General features: G+C 46.0%; 15 protein-coding genes. 3 read left to right on the top strand and 12 right to left on the bottom strand.

Annotation, left to right across the window (positions count from 1 at the left end; all coding sequences use genetic code 11):
- The 4 genes from recG to rpsB all read right to left on the bottom strand — a co-directional run.
- On the bottom strand, window positions 1-2,110 hold a 2,110-nt coding region (gene recG, locus RIC07_RS23315), incomplete at its 3' end, for an ATP-dependent DNA helicase RecG (protein ID WP_446396591.1).
- Between the two features lie 124 nt (window positions 2,111-2,234).
- A complete protein-coding gene (locus RIC07_RS23310) occupies window positions 2,235-3,098 on the bottom strand; it encodes a hypothetical protein (RefSeq protein WP_446396590.1) in 864 nt (287 codons plus the stop codon).
- 221 nt (window positions 3,099-3,319) lie between these two features.
- A complete protein-coding gene (gene tsf, locus RIC07_RS23305; RefSeq protein WP_446374512.1) occupies window positions 3,320-3,943 on the bottom strand; it encodes a translation elongation factor Ts in 624 nt (207 codons plus the stop codon).
- A 185-nt stretch (window positions 3,944-4,128) separates the two neighbouring features.
- Entirely contained in the window at window positions 4,129-4,998 is an 870-nt protein-coding gene (gene rpsB / locus RIC07_RS23300) for a 30S ribosomal protein S2 (RefSeq protein ID WP_446396589.1), read from the bottom strand.
- Between the two features lie 299 nt (window positions 4,999-5,297).
- Between rpsB and RIC07_RS23295 the strand changes: the two genes are divergently transcribed.
- Complete coding sequence (locus RIC07_RS23295; RefSeq protein WP_446396588.1) at window positions 5,298-5,450, top strand: hypothetical protein; 153 nt, start codon at window positions 5,298-5,300, stop codon at window positions 5,448-5,450.
- Window positions 5,451-5,760: 310 nt separating this feature from the next.
- Here RIC07_RS23295 and RIC07_RS23290 read toward each other — a convergent pair whose 3' ends face one another.
- From RIC07_RS23290 to psb27, 7 genes are all read right to left on the bottom strand, one after another.
- Window positions 5,761-6,528: a tetratricopeptide repeat protein gene (locus tag RIC07_RS23290; protein WP_446396587.1), complete on the bottom strand. Its 768-nt coding sequence runs from the start codon at window positions 6,526-6,528 to the stop codon at window positions 5,761-5,763.
- 220 nt (window positions 6,529-6,748) lie between these two features.
- On the bottom strand, window positions 6,749-7,990 hold the full coding sequence (locus tag RIC07_RS23285; RefSeq protein ID WP_446396586.1) for a sensor histidine kinase: 1,242 nt from the start codon (window positions 7,988-7,990) through the stop codon (window positions 6,749-6,751).
- Complete coding sequence (locus RIC07_RS23280) at window positions 7,983-8,108, bottom strand: hypothetical protein (protein ID WP_446374522.1); 126 nt, start codon at window positions 8,106-8,108, stop codon at window positions 7,983-7,985. The genes RIC07_RS23285 and RIC07_RS23280 overlap by 8 nt, the downstream gene beginning before the upstream one ends.
- Before the next feature lie 529 nt (window positions 8,109-8,637).
- Window positions 8,638-12,720, bottom strand: a complete 4,083-nt coding sequence (locus tag RIC07_RS23275) for a PAS domain S-box protein (RefSeq protein ID WP_446396585.1) — start codon at window positions 12,718-12,720, stop codon at window positions 8,638-8,640.
- A gap of 368 nt (window positions 12,721-13,088) precedes the next feature.
- Window positions 13,089-13,733, bottom strand: a complete 645-nt coding sequence (locus tag RIC07_RS23270) for a Uma2 family endonuclease (protein ID WP_446396584.1) — start codon at window positions 13,731-13,733, stop codon at window positions 13,089-13,091.
- A 69-nt stretch (window positions 13,734-13,802) separates the two neighbouring features.
- On the bottom strand, window positions 13,803-15,290 hold the full coding sequence (locus RIC07_RS23265; RefSeq protein WP_446396583.1) for a family 10 glycosylhydrolase: 1,488 nt from the start codon (window positions 15,288-15,290) through the stop codon (window positions 13,803-13,805).
- Between the two features lie 428 nt (window positions 15,291-15,718).
- Window positions 15,719-16,117: a photosystem II protein Psb27 gene (psb27, locus tag RIC07_RS23260; protein WP_446374528.1), complete on the bottom strand. Its 399-nt coding sequence runs from the start codon at window positions 16,115-16,117 to the stop codon at window positions 15,719-15,721.
- Window positions 16,118-16,263: 146 nt separating this feature from the next.
- On the opposite strand from psb27, the gene RIC07_RS23255 reads away from it, so the two are divergent.
- Window positions 16,264-16,452, top strand: a complete 189-nt coding sequence (locus RIC07_RS23255; RefSeq protein WP_006103047.1) for a hypothetical protein — start codon at window positions 16,264-16,266, stop codon at window positions 16,450-16,452.
- A 39-nt stretch (window positions 16,453-16,491) separates the two neighbouring features.
- Here the strand turns inward: RIC07_RS23255 and RIC07_RS23250 are convergent, their stop codons facing one another.
- The gene (locus RIC07_RS23250) at window positions 16,492-16,671 is read right to left on the bottom strand and encodes a plasmid mobilization protein (RefSeq protein ID WP_446396582.1); all 180 of its coding nucleotides are present in this window, start codon (window positions 16,669-16,671) and stop codon (window positions 16,492-16,494) included.
- 69 nt (window positions 16,672-16,740) lie between these two features.
- Between RIC07_RS23250 and RIC07_RS23245 the strand changes: the two genes are divergently transcribed.
- Window positions 16,741-17,741, top strand: a 1,001-nt coding sequence (locus RIC07_RS23245; RefSeq protein ID WP_446396581.1) for an RNA-guided endonuclease InsQ/TnpB family protein, incomplete at its 3' end; no start/stop codon positions are given.

Below are 17,741 nucleotides of genomic sequence, written 5' to 3'. Positions count from 1 at the left end.
ACAAGCCAAACCGTTCCGCATTTTCAATCATCATCACCGTCGCATTGGGGACATCTACCCCTACCTCAATTACTGTGGTGGAGACAATAATTTGCGTCTGATTATCCCGAAACGCATTTAGCGCTTCATCCTTTTCTGCTGAACTCATCCGCCCATGTAACAATCCCACCTGAAATTGTGGGAAAATACTCTCAGATAATCGCTGATGCTCCTCTACTGCCGATCGCACATCTAATTTCTCTGATTCTTCAATTAACGGTAGGACAATATACGCTTGACGCCCTTGGGCAATTTCCCGCCGCATCAAGTCATACGCTTGCTGGCGTTCCTTCCCGGTTAATACCGACGTGTGAATTTTTTGACGCCCTGGTGGTAACTCATCAATTTGACTCACATCCAAATCCCCATGCAAGGTTAACGCCAAGGTTCGCGGAATCGGTGTAGCTGTCAGGGTTAACACATGAGGCGATTGTCCCTTTTGTTGTAACTGCGCCCGTTGTTCTACACCAAACCGATGCTGTTCATCTATTACTACCAATCCTAAGCGTTGAAAATTCACGGGGTCTTGAATTAATGCATGGGTTCCCACTAATAGCGGTAATTCCCCAGTTTCCAACTGAGAATGAATTTCCCGCCGCTTCTTCACCTTCACCGAACCCGTTAGTAATTCCACGGGCAGATGGAGTAAATTAAACCAACTGACTAATTTACGATAATGCTGTTCAGCTAACACTTCCGTTGGTGCCATTAACGCGGCTTGATACCCGGATTGAATCGCCGCTAAAATAGCAAGCACCGCCACCACCGTTTTCCCGGAACCTACATCCCCTTGGACTAACCGATTCATCGGGGTGGGTTGTTGTAAATCGTTGAGAATATCGTTGACAACCCGTTTTTGGGCAGAGGTGAGTTCAAAGGGCAGTAGGTGATAAAATTGATCAACCAGTTTCCCCGTGGGCGCGAGAATAGCACTGGATTGAACTTGCTGCTGCATTTTCCGCCGTTGAAGAAACCCTAATTGTAAATAGAAGAACTCATCAAACACCAAACGACGTCTGGCACGGCTAAGGGTATCCGTATCTGTGGGAAAATGGAGATTTGCGATCGCGTCACTCACTCCCATCAAATCATACTGCTGGCGCATCCCCTTCGGCAATGGCTCTTGCAGTTGATTCACTGCTGGTAAAGCCGCCATCACCGCCTGTCTCACCCAATCGGCGGGAACCCCTTCGGTCAACGGATAAACAGGCATCACCCGACCAATTTTTAAGGAGTCAATACTCCCCCCCAGATGGTCTAAAACCTCAATTTCTGGGGTATCCAGAGTAATCCCATACTTATTCTTTTTCACCAACCCCGACGCCGCCACAATCGCCCCCGCTGGATAGCGACGTTTTTGTTGTTCTTGCCACCCCCGATGATTGAAACGATTCCCGGCAAAAAAGCGATTCAGTTTTAGTTGACCCGTACTATCTTTAATTAATAACTCAAAAATCGATAACTTCTTATTCCGAGGACTGGTAAAACAGTTACAACGCTTCACCGTACCCACTACCGTTACCGTCTCCCCGGCGACTAACTCTTTAATATTCACCTGACGGGCATAATCAATATGATCCCTCGGATAATAGTAGAGCATATCTCGCACTGTATATACTCCCAAACGCCCTAAATAATCACTGCGACGACGACCAATATCGGGTAACTCGGACAACGGTGAGTCCAGGGTAAAATTAACGTTTACCTTGGAGGTTTGCGAAGCCACAGGCGTAGTCTGGGGAGATTTAACCGTCGATGTTTGAGGCGGATGAGTCTTTTCCCGTTCCCGGCGCTGAAGTTCCTGTTGCAGCTTGTTGAGGAACTGTTGCGTATCTACCACCAGATGTTGACGCGCTTCTACCGTCTGATGATGATAACGTTCAAACTCAGCCGCAATTGACTGCCATTTGCGCCGTTCCACCGGGAGAAGTCCGTTGGGTGTCTTGCCCAAACTGAGGCAAAGAAACTCACTAAAACGATACTGATTTCCCTGTAAATCAGTAAAGCCATTTTCGGCTTCCACCGCTAGCGCTTTTTGCAATCGTGTCCAATCTGGAAATTCTGTACTCACAATCTCTGAATTCTGTAAGGACAAATAACGAACGACTCACGACAAGCCAGGGCTAATCCCAAATGACGTAGCTTGCTTCTTGCGAAGCGAGTATGACAAATGACGAATGACGAATGACGAACAACTAATCCTCAAACCAACTCGCCCGCCATGCGGCTTCGGCTTGAACTACTGCCCACTCCCGTTGCTTTTTCCGATATTGTCGCTGAAATTTAGTGGTATGGGCAAGCAGGTTACGGATTTGATTCCGCACTTTGACCAATTGCGGTTCTGTAAACTCAATTTCGGATAGGCGCAGGTTAACGGCAATAATTCGGGTTAGGGTTGAATCATCGTCATCCTCCGGCGTTTGGGTTTCGACTAAAAGGTTGAGTAGATTTGAACCCGGACTGCTTTCACCCGCCGCATCCGCTTTGGTTGCCGCTTCCAGGACAGTTGGGGGTAGTTTATCAGGAATAATACCCTCTTGTTGTAAAAGATGATTCGTCTCCACGGAAACCGTTTGCAAGGTGAGAGCAATTTGGTCTTCAAGCATCTCTTGCCACTGTAGCAGTTGATCCGGCAGAATCGGTTTTTGGGGGGTGAGGGCTGAATCGGGAGATGGGTTCGTCGTTGTTTCCGCCGAGGATTCTGTGGACTCCAGCAGGGGTTCTAACTCCTCATCCTCGTCTTCTAGTTCATCGTCCAGGCTTAAGGATAGGTCTTGAGGAAGCTGTAGGTGTAAAAGTAACTCATCTTGTCCTTCCTTGCCAATCTGACGCAAGGCTTGCTGTAAATTTTGGCGCTGATTGAAGGACAAACTTAAAAAGGCGTCGGGATAGCCTTGAGTACATACCTGGTAACCTGCCAGCATTAACTGTTTTTGCACGGTTTGCCCCAACACGGTCAAATAGGTGGCGTAACTGTCGTGAAGTTGGGAAGCCAGATGTGCGATCGCTCCCTCCATCTTACCTAAGTCCTGCTCAATGCGTTCAATTGCGCTCACCATTATCTGCTACTGCTCCCGATAGGTCTCCTTTTTACCAAAAACGTAGGGTGGGTTAGGCGGACTTTCATGAAGGCGATACCCATTTAATTAACTATCCGCCGTAACCCACCACTGTTAAAATTCTTGGGTGTATTTTTCTTAAATCGGAAGTTGAATTTTCTCCGATAACTAAGGGCGCACGCCATGCGCCCCTACAATAAACGGCTTCAGCGACGCGACATTTAGTCTGATGATTCCGATTCAATCCCCTCACCCAGAACATAGCGGGTAAAGCGACGCACCTGGATATTTTCTCCTAACAGCGCAACGGTTTCTTTGACCAACTCTTCCACAGATTTGCTTTGATCTCGGATATAAGGTTGATCCATTAATGATAATTCCTTCAACCGTTTCTCAATCCGCCCCTGAACAATCTTCTCTTTAATATTGTCCGGTTTCTTCGCTAGGTCATCGCGCCCCATTTCAATTTCTTTTTCCCGTTGGGTAATCGCAGCGGGAATATCGTCCACCGACACATACTCAACATTCGGACAAGCTGCCACTTGCATGGCAATATCCTTGACTAAGGCTTGGAATTCCTCGCGACGAGCCACAAAATCCGTCTCGCAGTTGACTTCCACTAAGACACCAACTCGTCCCCCAGTGTGGATATAGCTACCCACAATTCCTTCAGCCGCCATCCGACCGGATTTTTTCTCAGCTGAGGCAATTCCTTTCTGACGCAGCCATTCTATGGCTTTGTTCATATCGCCCTCATTTTCTTTGAGCGCTTTTTTGCAGTCCATCATGCCTGCGCCAGTTTTTTCCCGTAACTCTTTGACGAGTTTTGCTGATATTTCCGCCATCTTGCCTTTATTCCTCCTTTGTTGTTTGTCGTGTTAACGATTAGCACTATCTTGGAACAAATCGGACAAAAACCGGAGCAAATCGGTAAGTCTAACCATTACTCCGGTTTGGTAACTACTCAGTGCCACTGAACAACGGACAGATAACCCCAGTGTATCGGGTGAGCCTGAAAATGCATCGCCGCTTATTCTTCACTGTCCTGGCTTTCCTCGGCGCTGTCCTGGCTTTCCTCAGCACTTTCGGCGCCTTCTTCAGCACTTTCAGCGCTTTCCTCCATGTCTGACTCAAAGGAGTCCATATCTTCCTCGCTGTACTCGTCTTCCATCTCGTCTAGGGCTTGGGCAAACTCTTGCTCGTCTTCTGTTTCCAGTTCCCCGTGACGCCCTTCATAGATGGCATCGGCTAACTTACCAATGATCAGTTTAATTGACCGAATCGCATCGTCATTGGCGGGAATCGGAATATCCACCACATCCGGGTCACAATTGGTATCCAGCATCGAGACGACGGGAATGCTGAGTTTTTCACATTCTTTGATGGCATTGTATTCCCGGCGCTGGTCAATAATTACCACAATGTCGGGGATGCGCCGCATCATTTTGATGCCACCAAGATATTTTTGCAGCTTGCCCAGTTCCCGGCGCAGTACGGCGGCTTCTTTTTTCGGCAAGAGGTCAAGGGCACCACTTTCTTCCCGGCGTTCCAGTTCTTTTAATCGTTCAACCCGCCCTTTGATGGTTTCCCAGTTGGTTAACATTCCCCCCAACCAGCGTTGGTTGACGTAGTACGCACCACAACGACTGGCTTCTTGAGCAATAATTCCGGCGGCTTGCCGCTTGGTACCGACAAACAGACAGCGTTTTCCTTGTTCGGTGGCGGTTCGCATGTAGCTGTAGGCTTCTTCCATCAACTGTGCTGTTTGCACCAAGTCAATGATATGAACCCCATTCCGGGCAGTATAAATGTACTGATCCATGCGGGGATTCCAGCGGCGGGTCTGGTGACCAAAGTGAACCCCGGCTTCCATCATTTGAGCCAAAGAAACGACTGGCATAATTTATTTAAACTCCTTAATTCGGGTTTATCCTCCATTCAGGCGGATTTCCTTAGGGAAACACCCGAAATCCTGAATGTGCGATTTTTGACAACCTTTCTAAGGTAACATAAATAGTCGGACAACATTCAAGTTGACGGTTGGGAATAGGCAATGGGCAATGGGCAATGGGCAATGGGGAAGAGTCGGGATTTGACCTTAGATTGGCAACGCGCCCGTCAAGACACACCGGGCTGTGAGACGGTTTTATAGCATACCTCTGAAAAAAGGCGATCGCATCCTTACCGGGGTATCGGAATATGGTAGTAATTTCATCGGTTTCTTCCGCCCAAGGCACGCGATTAGATATGGACGCACGCGGATTGGCGTCTGTGTTAAGGGCTTCTGTTCATTATTACAACACCGAAGCCGAAGTTGAGCGATTTTGTACAACATTGGCATCTTTGATTTGACAGGAAACGAAGAATAGAGACACCTACCCCCAATTCCTCTGCGAACCTCTGCGTTAACCTCTGCGTCCTCTGCGTTAAAAAAAATACAATTTGCAACCAGACAAATTATCACAAAATTGCCGTCAAATTATTACCAAACTGTAGGGTGCGTTAGCAAAGCGTAACGCACCATTAGATTTCATATCACTTTTTACCTGACAATTTAGTTTGAGGGCGACCCGATACAATTGAGTGGATAGGTGGTGTTCATTGATGCAGGCGGGTCGCCCCTACGGTATATTTATTCCTGTGGATTGCCCAGACAGGGTTTCTATGGGTGTTGGTTTGTGGGATCTCGGATACCCTTGGCGTCTTTTGAGGATTCAATCGGTGCGATCGCGCTTTCTTTTTCTTTTAACTTATCCAGCGCTACACCCCAGTTGTACCAGGCTAATTGGTAATCGGGTTTAAATTGAATCGCTTTCTCATAGGATGCGATCGCACCTTGATAGTCTCCCAGGTTCCCCAAGGCTAACCCCCGATTATTCCAGGCTTCGGCGTAGTCGGGTTGGCATTGAATCGCCTGATCAAACGACGCGATCGCACCCAGAAAATCTTGGTCGGCGAGTTGCTGTTTCCCTTGATTTAACCAGGTTTCGGCGGCATCACTTTCGGCAGTTTCACCTTGATCCGCGTCTGCTTGATCTCCTGGATAGGCTTCCCCTTTCCCCGCAGGTTTCGCCAATAAATCCTTACCAATTTCTGCGGCAATTTCCCCCAATTCTCCACAGCCGACACCACTCATCTGTAATAACTGCCAAGCCAACTGATGATCCGCTTCTGGCAATTGCCGTAACTGCTGTCCATAGCCATACAGCCATACTTTAAAAGAGCGATCGCTACTCTGATATCCTAAATGTTGCAAGATCTGTTCCCGATTCCATCCCTGATTCACCCCAATCAGCAGTTGGCGAAATAGCTGCTGATACTCTGCATCACTGAGGCGTTTTTGCCGTCGCCTGTTTTGTTTGGGTTTAAGAAAAGGCGGTACGATTCGCTGAATCAGCCGCACTAGCCACTGCCAAAACCGCTGAATCATCGGCTTATTGGAAACAGGTTTATTGTTCTAGTGTATATCGTTGTATGTAGTTTGATTCAAGTAAATCGGGTAGCATCCTTCATAAGTATGGCATCACCTGGCTCAGGAAAAATGTACCCTTGCTCCCCCAGCTCCCAGACGTAGCATGCTACGTCTCTACATTGGCTTCCCCAGCTTCCCCCGCTCCCCCTCACCACAACACTTATTCAGCAGACTCTACCTACTCCCCCTGTTTCCCCGCCTCCGGAGTTAATAAAGCCGGAATCGTGAAATAAAAGGTTGTTCCAACTCCCGGAGATGATTCAACCCAAATTTGTCCGCCGTGATGTTCCACAATTTTCTGACAAATCGATAAACCAATCCCTGTACCTGGATATTCTTCATTGGTGTGTAGACGTTGGAATACTTTAAAAATTCGTTCAAAATACGCCGCTTCCACACCAATCCCATTATCCTCAACCCGAAACACCCATTCATTCACCGCAGTGGGTTCTGACGTACTCGGCAATACCATAGCGAATTCATCACTCAATGAAAAGGTTTTTTGGCGCAATTCTGCCGCAATTTTAATCTCCGGTGCAACCTCCGGGGAGCAAAATTTGAGGGCATTACTGATTAAGTTTTGAAACAGTTGTACCAGTTGGATGCCATCTGCCATGACGATGGGTAAATGTTCGCAGGTAATCACAGCACCCTGCCCTTGAATTACACTGTCTAAATTCGCCAAAACAGACTCAACCACCTGATTACAGTCGGTGGGTTCAAATTCTTCTCCCAGAGTCTCGACTCGTGAATAGTTCAGCAAATCTTGAATTAGCTGTTCCATGCGATCGCCTGCTTCTAAAATTCGCTTCATGTAGTGAGCGGCTTTATCATCCAACAAACTCTGGTATTTTTGGCAAAAAAGCTGACCAAACGCTTTCATTGTTTGCAGGGGCGATCGCAAATCATGAGAGGCGATGCGGGCAAATTCTTCCAAGTCTTGATTCGAGCGGATTAGCTCTGCGTTAAGCTGCTGAAGTTGTTGGTTTTGGTACTGCAATTGCCGATTTTGCTCGACAATTTGCTGTTGCTGGCGAACAACCATCAGTTGATTATTCACCCGCGATAACACTTCTTTTACATGAAAGGGCTTAGTAATATAGTCGGTTCCTCCTACCTCAAAGGCTTTTACTTTATCCCATTCATTATCCAATGCGCTCAAAAAAATGATGGGAATGTGCTGGGTGCGTTCATCAGATTTTAAGTGCTGGCACAGTTCATACCCATCCATTTGAGGCATCATAATATCCAGCAAAATGAGCTGCGGTAAAGCTTTTTCGATCCCCATTAATGCCATCTTCGCACTAATGGCATTTCTTACCCGATATCCTGCCTCGGTTAGAGTTGTCGATAATAAACGCAGATTGTTAGGCTGATCATCAACAATTAAGACATAGCCGGGATTCTTTGGGTTACTCATGGTAAAAGGGTTGCGTCAGGTTCAGTAGGGTGTCACACCGAAACTCATTAACTATAAGGGCAAGGGCTTCAGCTAAGGAAGCGTTAGATGCCGGAATTTGCTCAATGAGTTGGTTCATCAGACAAGACTGCTAGCTGCTTGATGGAGTTGTATGATCCACTCACTTGGCATTATCGCTAAATGTTCTGGTGTCAGCAACAATGGACAGGTTTTTTCCTCGGATAGGGAGATTGAAGGAGTGAACTCATAGCGATAGCGTACACGTAACATCCTCCTATGTTGACCCTACGAGTACAACGTAGGCTTCCTTAGTCGCAGCCTTACGGCTACGCTTGGGGTTCCTTCACTTCGTTCGAGGACAAGATTTGATAGTGGGAAACATGCCCAGCCCCACTTTCTTGATCTTGATCACCGCGTTCGGTGTCTTTATCTAGGATTAATCCAAACAAACACTCGTGTATTCGTATTGATCAATTCTTTTCCTCAAAGCGATGACAGCAATAAGTAGGTGGGGACAATTAAAGTTAACGGTGGGGATCGTCATTCGTCATTCGTCATTCGTCATTTGTAAGGGTTTGAGGCTTGTTAACATAACTTAACATGGTTGAGTTTATTTCCATCAACCTACTTAACATACTTAGATCGTATCATGATGAATCGCCAATTAGCTTAGTCAAATTCACAATTTGATCGAACTTAAACTCATCGATTAATTGAAGTAAAGCGGCTGCCAAATTACGGTGAGCATCAGGAATTTGCTGAACCAGTTGACGCATTAGTTCTTCATCAAGACTGCTGGCGGCTTGATTGAGTTGAACCCGCCACGTTTCAGGCATTAATTCTAACCATTCCGAGGTCAAAATAGGCAGAGAATCACCTGAGTTCGATGAGATAACGGATGTAGCATCATCGTAGAGATAACGCACCCCTAAATGTTGTGCCATTTTGTCAAAGATGATATGTTCTTGAATCGGTTTAATCACAAAATCGTCACAACCGCTATCTAAAAATGACTGAATTTCTTCCGTAAAAACACTGGCAGTAATGGCAATAATCACTGTTGCTGAACGGTCATTTTGCCCTGTCTCTTTCTGCCTTTCTTGGTCACGAATCCATCGGGTAGCCTCCTTGCCATCCATGACAGGCATTCGGATATCCATCCAGATGAAATGAGGATGCCAACTGTCCCATATCATGATGCCTTGTTGACCATTTTCCGCAGATTGCACTTCAAATCCGACAGTCTCCAACAGTTCACACAAAAGTTGACAACTGGTGGGATTATCTTCTACGACTAAGATACGGTAGCTAGGTTGTTCCGGTGCAATTCTGAGAACGCGATTGGGGTGAGACTGAGAGATGACTTCAGTGGCTTCAGCAGGAGTAATCGGAATCGAAAACTCAACCTGGGTTCCTTCTCCCAGTTTACTATTGACCGTAACTTCTCCTCCCATCATCTGAATAAATCGCTGCACAATCGCTAACCCTAAACCTGTCCCAGTTTGAGAGTCTTTGCCCACTTTTGTTTGGACAAATGGCTCAAATAAAGAATCGAGTTCGTCGGGATCAATCCCTTGACCTGTATCCCGAACCGAAACCTGTAGATTATTTAACTCATCCATGTCTAGGGTTAGCGTTATTCTCCCCTTATCCGTAAATTTAACTGCATTATCTAATAAATTAATTAAAACCTGGCGTAATTTATTTTCATCCGTCTGCACATAACGAGGAACCTGAGGTGAGCGTTGGGTGATGAATTCTAAATATTTATGGGCAGACTTAACCTGAAACATCTGCTTAATTGTATTCACTAACTGATACAAATCAAAGGTATTGGCTTCTATTGCCATCCGCCCCGCTTCAATTTTGGACATGGATAAAATATCATTAATTAATGCCAATAAATGCTCACCAGACCGATTAATAATACCCAGATAGTTGTGATGTTGAGGAGAAAGAGACGCCTCGTGGCTCATCAGTTGGCTAAACCCTAAAATAGCATTGAGAGGCGTTCTCAATTCATGGCTCATATTAGCAAGAAACTCACTTTTGGCAAGATTCGCCGCTTCTGCTTCTTCTTTGGCTTGTTGCAGGACAATTTCCACCGTTTTGCGTTCAGTAATATCCAGATAAGCTATAGCTACACCATAACCCGGTAAAGAAATCGGGGCAGCCGTAATCGATAACCAGACAATTTCACCATTCGGTTTATGGATTCCTGCTTCCGAGTTTTTCACCACTCGATTTTCAGTTAAGGCAATCACACTGGCAAATTCATGGCTAGGCATGGGTGTACCATCGGGTCGAATTCCTCGCCATTCCGGGGCATTATATTGGCGTTGAGTTTGTTCAGTAAGGGAGATGCCTAAAATGGTTTCTGAGGCAGGATTCGCTTCAATAATATGTCCCGTTTCATCTGTGATAGAAAAGCCAATCGGTAAGATATCAAACAGGGTTTGATATTTCTGTTGACTTTCCCGTAATGCCATTTCCATCCGCTTGCGATCGCTAATATCGGTAATTAGGGCATAATAGCCTTGGATAGGGCGAGAGTTGTCTGAATTCACGGAGTCACCAAAGGCGGGAATTAGAGTCGCGACAACATAACGAGTTCCACCCGAACTGTAAGGAATCTCCGTTTCATACGTCACATACTCACCCCGAAGCACTTGTTCTAAATACCCACGCACCCGCTGATAGGCATCCTCTCCAATCACCTCAGGAACAGTCTTACCGCAAATCATCTCTGGTGATAATCCAAACCAGGTTTGATAGGTTTTGTTGGCAAACTGATAGCGTAAATCGGTATCCAGATAAGAAATACAAACGGGTAAAGCATCGGTAATTAATTGCAGTTGGTCTTGTGCCTGTTGGCGATGGCGAATCTCTTCCTGTAATTGTTGAATGGCACGGGTTAAACTGCGTTTTTTTTCTTGTACCGTAATCCCTAATTCTGCATTCGCCTGTTGTAGCGCTGCTTCAACCTGCTTGCGTTCGGTTAAATCAAAGGAAATACCAACAATGCCAATAAATTGACCCGTTTCATCGTAAATAGAGGAATTTGTCACCTGCACCGGGAATATCGTGCCGTCTCGATGTTGTACCCAAAATTCACCTGACCAACTTTCTCCCTGTTGCAAGTAACTGATAATTTCAGTGGCTTTTTCTGGGGCAGTTTCAGGACAGAGAACCTGGATAATTGAACGACCTCTAACTTCTGTGGCTGACCACCCATAAAGGGTTTCCGCAAAGCGATTCCAATAGGTAATAATGCCGGATAAATCTGTCGCGATAACCGCATGATTAACTAAATCTAACAGACGTGCCTGAAAATAGATAGCAGATTCAGCCCGTTGGCGTTCGCTGATTTCTTGCTGAAGGTGTTGATTGGTTCTGACTAATTCTGCTGCACGCTGTTCAACCAAGTCTTCTAGATGATTGCGATAGTCTTGTAATTGGCACTCAAATTGCTTACGTTGCGTGATATCTTCAATGACGCCAATTAAAGATTGAGGCGCACCGGAGGGTTCCTGTAATCGTGTGGTATGAACCTGAACCCAAACCACTCTTCCATCTTTATGGATATAGCGCTTTTCCATAGAGTAGCGGTCAATTTCATTGGCTAAAAGCTGACGTACATAAGCTTCATCCCCTTCCACGTCATCGGGATAGGTTATATCTTGCCAGGTTTTCGCTAAGACTTCTTCACGAGTGTAGCCAATAATATCCGCAAATTTTTGATTAACCACAATAAACAAGCCATTCAGAGTCGCTTGAGCAATACCCACCGCCGCTTGATTAAAAATACCGCGAAATTTTTCCTCACTAACCGCCAAGATATGCTCAATCTGGCGACGTTCTCGAATTTCTTGTACTAATTGGGCATTAATCTGTTGTAATTCGGTTATCCGTTCCTTAACCCGTTGTTCGAGTTGGTTATTCAGTTCTCGGATTTTCACTTCAGCCTGTTTGCGTTCGCTGATATCATGACAGGTATAAAGGATGGTTCCGCCGTTAATGGAAACCTGCTTCACATTAACCAGCAAATCATGAAGCTTACCGGATTTATCAGTTATTTGCCACTCAATGTTGGTGATTTCGTTATCGGATTGAAGTTGATTTATGTCAACTAAATTTTCTCCTAAAATGTGGCGAATATTACCCAGTTTTTTGGTCTCTAGCCGCGAATAGCCAAAAATAACATTCACATTGGGACAAACAAACGTAAAATTGCCCCAATCATCGGTTATGAATACGGCATCAGAAATGGCACTGAGAATAATTTCATGTAATGCCTCTGTCTGCGCTTGAGACTCTGAAGCCCAAGTCTGTAGTTGTCTCTGAGTTTTGGTATGAGTAAGGGTTAAGCGCAAGGAATGCTCGATTAGGGGAGCGCTGAGTTGATCATAGACTAAATAGTCTGCTGCTCCTTTTTTCAATGCGGTTAGACCGATTTGTGGTGAAGGAGTCAGGACAATGACTGGAGATGTATTCCCTGATAATTCTTCGATTAACCCATAATCACCCTCGACTTCAGCGAAACCCGAATCGATTAAATAAGCATCATACTGTTGAGATTGAGCGCGAATTAGAGTCAACGCCGTTTCCGGGGTTGTTACCCAATCCAATTGAACATGAATTGTGTCCAGGCTCTTGAGTAACCGATTGATTCGGTTATAATGAGTTTCATCTTCATCAACGAAAAGAACCTTGACGGTTTCGGATATCATGACAACACCTCTGTGCATGGAGAGGATGTTCCAGACGTGCCATGGCACATCGGGAAACGGTGGAGATTTCAGACTGTCTGTATTTTAAGCTACCGAAAAATCCAGTCTGTTAAAAGCATAGTATATTGAATTTGTCAATATATAGTTAAAAAGCTATGCAAAATAGCCAGTAAGACGCTCATCCTAAACTGTCATGCATTTAAATTGGGTATTAGTAGCGAGCAAGATGCTCGCACAAGGACATGTACCTTTGCTCCCCCAGCTTCCCCGGCTCCCCCAGCTTCCCCTGCTCCCAGACGTAGCATGCTACGTCTCTACATTGCTTCCCCTGCTCTCTAACCCCACCCCAACACTCCCTGCAGCAACCCCTAATTTCCTCTTTCCCTCACCCATCGCCGAAATGCCCTTAAAGCTTGACTTGTTCCCGATAGTCGCGCCATCTCTAAGAAGCGAGAAAATTCCTCAATCACGGGAAAATCAGGAAACGTCGGACTTGTTGCTGATTCAACATACTTTCCTGATTGCACCACATAAACCTGCAATCGGCGATTCTGATATCGCCAAATTTCTGACACCCCTAACACCTGATAAGCACTTAACTGAGTCTTAGACGTTACATCTATTTCTATTGCCAAATCAGGCGGCGGATCAACGGTTAAATCCAGACTTTCTCGCCCAATCATCCGAGCTGCATTTTGGATATAAAAACAATCGTCGGGTTCAATTCCCGCCATCATATCTTGTCGTTTAAACGTTGTTGAGCCGAAGGGTTCCCAATCAATTTCTAATTCATCTAGTAATATCTTTAACAAATCTCCAATAATAACCTTGGCTTTTTCATGTTCCGGCAAAGGTATCCGAATCTCCAACGTTTGATCGAGATAAGCCACTCGACTAGCACGATGCTCTCCCAATTCCGCTAAAATCGCTTCAAATTCCGACCACCCCACCTCATACAACAGCACCCGATGTCCGGGCGGTACGCTAATTTGCCTCAATTGCAGCGTTACCATTATTGTTTCACTTGCCTTACGAACGACTCCGCCCATAGTAATCGCCTGGACAAAGTTTCTGATGAAACTTTACTGTAACCGACAGAACTTGCGATCGCGGTCAAATTGAGGATCTTGCCAGGAAAAGGCAAAATGACTGATACCACTGACATTAGGAATTCGCTGGCGGATTGCCTGCATCTGCTTTTCTAGAGAGGGGCGATTGCTGACAGATTTCCCCCAGGTTCCGGCTAGTGCTGGTGTGATTTTGGTATTCAGGGGTGCCTTATCCACAACTCGTCGGACTAAGCTCTCTATACAACCCGTATGACCGCAAACACCATAAGACATGGGATGCCATTCTAAGGATGGAGAAAAATGATCCCAAGGTTGTAGTCGAGAATCATACCCCCCTCGCCCTACCACTTGATTACCATCGGGAAAAAATACGGCTCCGGCTTTGATTCCCGCCCGTTGAACGGGTAATGTAGCCATGGAAAGAAAATCTAATACCCCTTGAGCCGCATGAGCCACACTAAGCTGCCACAGTTGCCAGTTTATGGATGCTGCACTATCTGACTCAGAGGGCGATCGCCCTTGCCACATTGGGGTGGATTCGTTGGCATAGCGCGTCTTGACCGATTCCACATCGCCCGCGCTAATCGAACCATCCTGTACATAATGCTGAATCAGTTCTCGCCCTTGATTATTGAGAGCGCGATTATATAAGGCTTGTCGAGACGCATCACTATAGATCCATAAATCTTTTACCTTCGTGACAACCGAATCTGAGCCACTGCCACGCGGATAACGAATATAGTCAAATAAAACACCATCAGGACGACGTTTCGTCACCGCCTGAACCAATTGGTAGTAATCAGTTTTAGCTTGATTATTATAGGGATCAATAAAGGCTTGAGACTGGTCATGGACATAGGATAAACTGGTTTGACCGCGACCATTGCGAGCCAGGACATCTTGCCGATCGCTGCGTTGAGCATACCTGTAGCCAAAGTTCATCGAGAACATCCAGGCATAAACCCGCAATCCCCGTTCATGTCCTTTTTGAATCGTCTGGGCTAATAAATCGACCCGTTCATATCCCGGTGTTCGCACGACGGGGGGCCAGGGGGTGGGGTTGTCTGAGGCGGGGAGTAAAACTTGACCATCGGAAAAGACTTCAACATAGACCTTGTTGTAGCCTCGATTGACAATCCGGTCGAGAATCTCATCAATCGCACCCGCGCGAACATCACAGGCATAGAGGCGTAGCCATATTGCTTGGTCTTGGGGGAAAGTGCGATCGCGACATTGGCGCAAAACGTCAGCATGTTGCTTGACGATCGCTTTATAGCGGTTATTGAAATCTGGATTTCCTTTAATCGCACCCTGGCGCAGGCTTTCTTTTTGCGCGATCGCATCATCCGTAAAGTGGCAATAGGCAGCCGTTTGAGCTTGAGCCGTTTTAGCCACGTAGCCCTGAGTGATGATGCTACTCGTCAGCAAGGCAGCAACCAGTGAGCGATAATAATAGCGCCAATGCCATCCTCTAGGGATAGGGACAAGACCGTTGGACATTCCTACAAAAACCACAAAAGAACAACAACATTAATCGCGGGTATCCCCATCTTCTCCGAAGCAAAGGCGGGGTTGATGAAGTGGGTGTCTTTAGTCTTAACAGACAATCGAACGAATCGACAAATTATCTCAAACAGAGTTAAGGACGTTCTTTTGTAGTTCTGAGCATTATGTCCTGTTTCCGGACAATGGCGCTCAGGTTATCTTGATAGATGAGAAAGGGAAGGAAGTTTTGACCCTTCACGGCGTTCGAGGGCATGGCGCGTGAATGTGTAGGGGCGGGTTTAGGGATTTGCTTGTAGCTATTGATGGTAACGTTTCTACAAAACCCGCCCTGACTGTTCCAGACGTAGCATGCTACGTCTCTACACCTCATCACCCTCATCACCCTCTACTCCCGCATCTCCCCCATCTCCCTTTAAATCAGGTTAAGCGCCGCGTCTTATCGCTCGTTCCACCTGCCGGAATTCTTGCTCTAAACGGTCTTTGAGCTTCTGGGGTAAGGGACGATTGGGATAAGAGCTGTAGTACCCAGCCAGAGAATTGAGGGCTGTTCTCATCGTGGAGAACGAACTCAGGTTAGCGACAGAGCCATCTCGACGGTAGCGAGAAATATACTCATTAATGCTTTGACGCGCTTGGGACTGAGCCTCTGCCTTATTCGGCGCATCCTCAGGTAACTCAATAGCTGCTCTCAAGGAGTCCAAGGCGGTCAGGGTGTCTTGGCGATAATTGCCAACCAAGCCAGTACTGCTGGACGAACACCCCGTTAGCGCGATCGCAACCACGAGGACAAGGGCAACAAGACGGGATAAGTAGCGCTTCATAAGCATCATTCACCATAGATAAAAGTTTCAAAGTAAAATCGATCCTAACCCGGATTGGTGATCCATAGTTTTGAGTTTTGAGGATTTGGGTAGGGGTTTGGTAACCAAACCCCCGAAAATGTTACTGTATTCCAGAGGTGTTAAACATGGACTCAAAAACGAATGACGTTAAACAAATAGCATCCCAATTACTCGCAGGGATGCTGGCTAATCCTCATATTTACGCCACAATCAGTGATGAGGGACACCAAGGACAGCTCGAACAAAAACTGATCCTGATGGCGGTGGAGATGGCGGAGGACTTGATTGACAAGGTTGAAAGTCGTCATCCTTGAACTAACCAGTTATCTTGATCCGCCGTAAAACCTTCGCTTTTAGCGACGGGATATAAGGCGGGGGAATCGGAGGTAAGGAGATTCCCAAACTACGCCGCGCAATTGAGCGATAAAACTCCTGATTAACTCAGATTGAGTCATCCCTCTTTTAGCCGCCTCTTGCTTGAGTTGGTTCTTTTCGTATTTAGTAACCCTTAAAAAGATTTTCTCATTCTTCATAGATTCGTCCTGTCGAATAGCAATACATACAGTAGACTGGATTAAGTAAGTGCATTGTGAGGTCGAGCAATGGTTAAACCCAAAAAGCCTAGGGGAGTACAGCAAATGCTGCTACACCCAGACAAGGAAACAAAAGCCATTTTAGAGTACCTGTGCGAACAATCGGGGAAACTCTACAATATGGGTGTATATTTTGCCCGTCAAACGTTTTTTAAGACAGGTAAACTCCTGACTGGAAAGTTTGATCTGATTTACGAAACCAGCATAGGAAAGAGTCAAATTGCCCAATCTCTGCCCTCTATACCTGCTCAACAAACCTTGATCAGCGTCGCTGAGGTGTTTAAGTCCTACAAGGGATTGCGTCAGGCTTGGTTTAAAGGGCAATTGGCAAATAGACCCAAACCACCTGGTTATCTGAAAGGCTCAAAACTATTTAAGGTAGCTTACCCCAATTCAGGGGGACAGAAACCCAAGCTGGTTAGCGGTCAACTTCAGTTCTCACTTGGTCTAACCGTTAGGCGTTGGTTTGGAATCGACAGCTTTAGGCTACCCACTCCAAGTAACCTTGATATTGCCAAGGTCAAAGAATGGACTATTTTACCTAAAAATGGTGTTTTCTACTTGGAAGCTTCCTACGAAATACCCAAACAGGAAACATTCCTAGGCATTGATGACCAAGCATTAGCGATTGACCTAGGTACAGCCGATAATCTAGCCGCTTGTGTCGATACTTTGGGCAACTCTTTCCTGATTGATGCCCGTGCCATGAAAGCCTTTAACCAATACTGGAATAAGCAGGTAGCTACCAGAAAGGAAGGAAAGCCCCAAGGATATTGGGATGGATGGCTTGACCGAGTAACTCGCCAACGTAATCACCGGATGAGGGATGGTATTAACAAGGCGGCAAGATTAATTGTTAACCATTGCCTTAAATACGGAATCAGCACGATTGTTCTGGGATGGAATGAAGGGTTTAAGAACAACGCCAATATGGGTAAACTGAACAACCAGAAATTTGTTCAGATACCCTTGGGTAAACTAAAAGACCGATTGGAGCAATTGTGTGAAAT

Source organism: Coleofasciculus sp. E1-EBD-02 (genome assembly GCF_040218245.1).
Lineage (GTDB): Bacteria > Cyanobacteriota > Cyanobacteriia > Cyanobacteriales > Coleofasciculaceae > Coleofasciculus.
Note: the sequence above shows the minus strand (reverse complement) of the source record. Positions and strands in the feature narration are given on the sequence as shown.

What these genes read in the sequence shown, in the direction of transcription:
- psb27 (WP_446374528.1), bottom strand. Translation starts at nt 16,117, where the DNA reads ATGAAGCGCTACTTATCCCGTCTTGTTGCCCTTGTCCTCGTGGTTGCG.
- tsf (WP_446374512.1), bottom strand. Translation starts at nt 3,943, where the DNA reads ATGGCGGAAATATCAGCAAAACTCGTCAAAGAGTTACGGGAAAAAACT.
- RIC07_RS23285 (WP_446396586.1), bottom strand. Translation starts at nt 7,990, where the DNA reads ATGAGTAACCCAAAGAATCCCGGCTATGTCTTAATTGTTGATGATCAG.
- RIC07_RS23280 (WP_446374522.1), bottom strand. Translation starts at nt 8,108, where the DNA reads ATGAACCAACTCATTGAGCAAATTCCGGCATCTAACGCTTCCTTAGCT.
- RIC07_RS23265 (WP_446396583.1), bottom strand. Translation starts at nt 15,290, where the DNA reads ATGTCCAACGGTCTTGTCCCTATCCCTAGAGGATGGCATTGGCGCTAT.
- RIC07_RS23270 (WP_446396584.1), bottom strand. Translation starts at nt 13,733, where the DNA reads ATGGTAACGCTGCAATTGAGGCAAATTAGCGTACCGCCCGGACATCGG.
- rpsB (WP_446396589.1), bottom strand. Translation starts at nt 4,998, where the DNA reads ATGCCAGTCGTTTCTTTGGCTCAAATGATGGAAGCCGGGGTTCACTTT.
- RIC07_RS23275 (WP_446396585.1), bottom strand. Translation starts at nt 12,720, where the DNA reads ATGATATCCGAAACCGTCAAGGTTCTTTTCGTTGATGAAGATGAAACT.
- RIC07_RS23290 (WP_446396587.1), bottom strand. Translation starts at nt 6,528, where the DNA reads ATGATTCAGCGGTTTTGGCAGTGGCTAGTGCGGCTGATTCAGCGAATC.
- RIC07_RS23255 (WP_006103047.1), top strand. Translation starts at nt 16,264, where the DNA reads ATGGACTCAAAAACGAATGACGTTAAACAAATAGCATCCCAATTACTC.
- RIC07_RS23310 (WP_446396590.1), bottom strand. Translation starts at nt 3,098, where the DNA reads ATGGTGAGCGCAATTGAACGCATTGAGCAGGACTTAGGTAAGATGGAG.
- RIC07_RS23295 (WP_446396588.1), top strand. Translation starts at nt 5,298, where the DNA reads ATGGTAGTAATTTCATCGGTTTCTTCCGCCCAAGGCACGCGATTAGAT.
- RIC07_RS23250 (WP_446396582.1), bottom strand. Translation starts at nt 16,671, where the DNA reads ATGAAGAATGAGAAAATCTTTTTAAGGGTTACTAAATACGAAAAGAAC.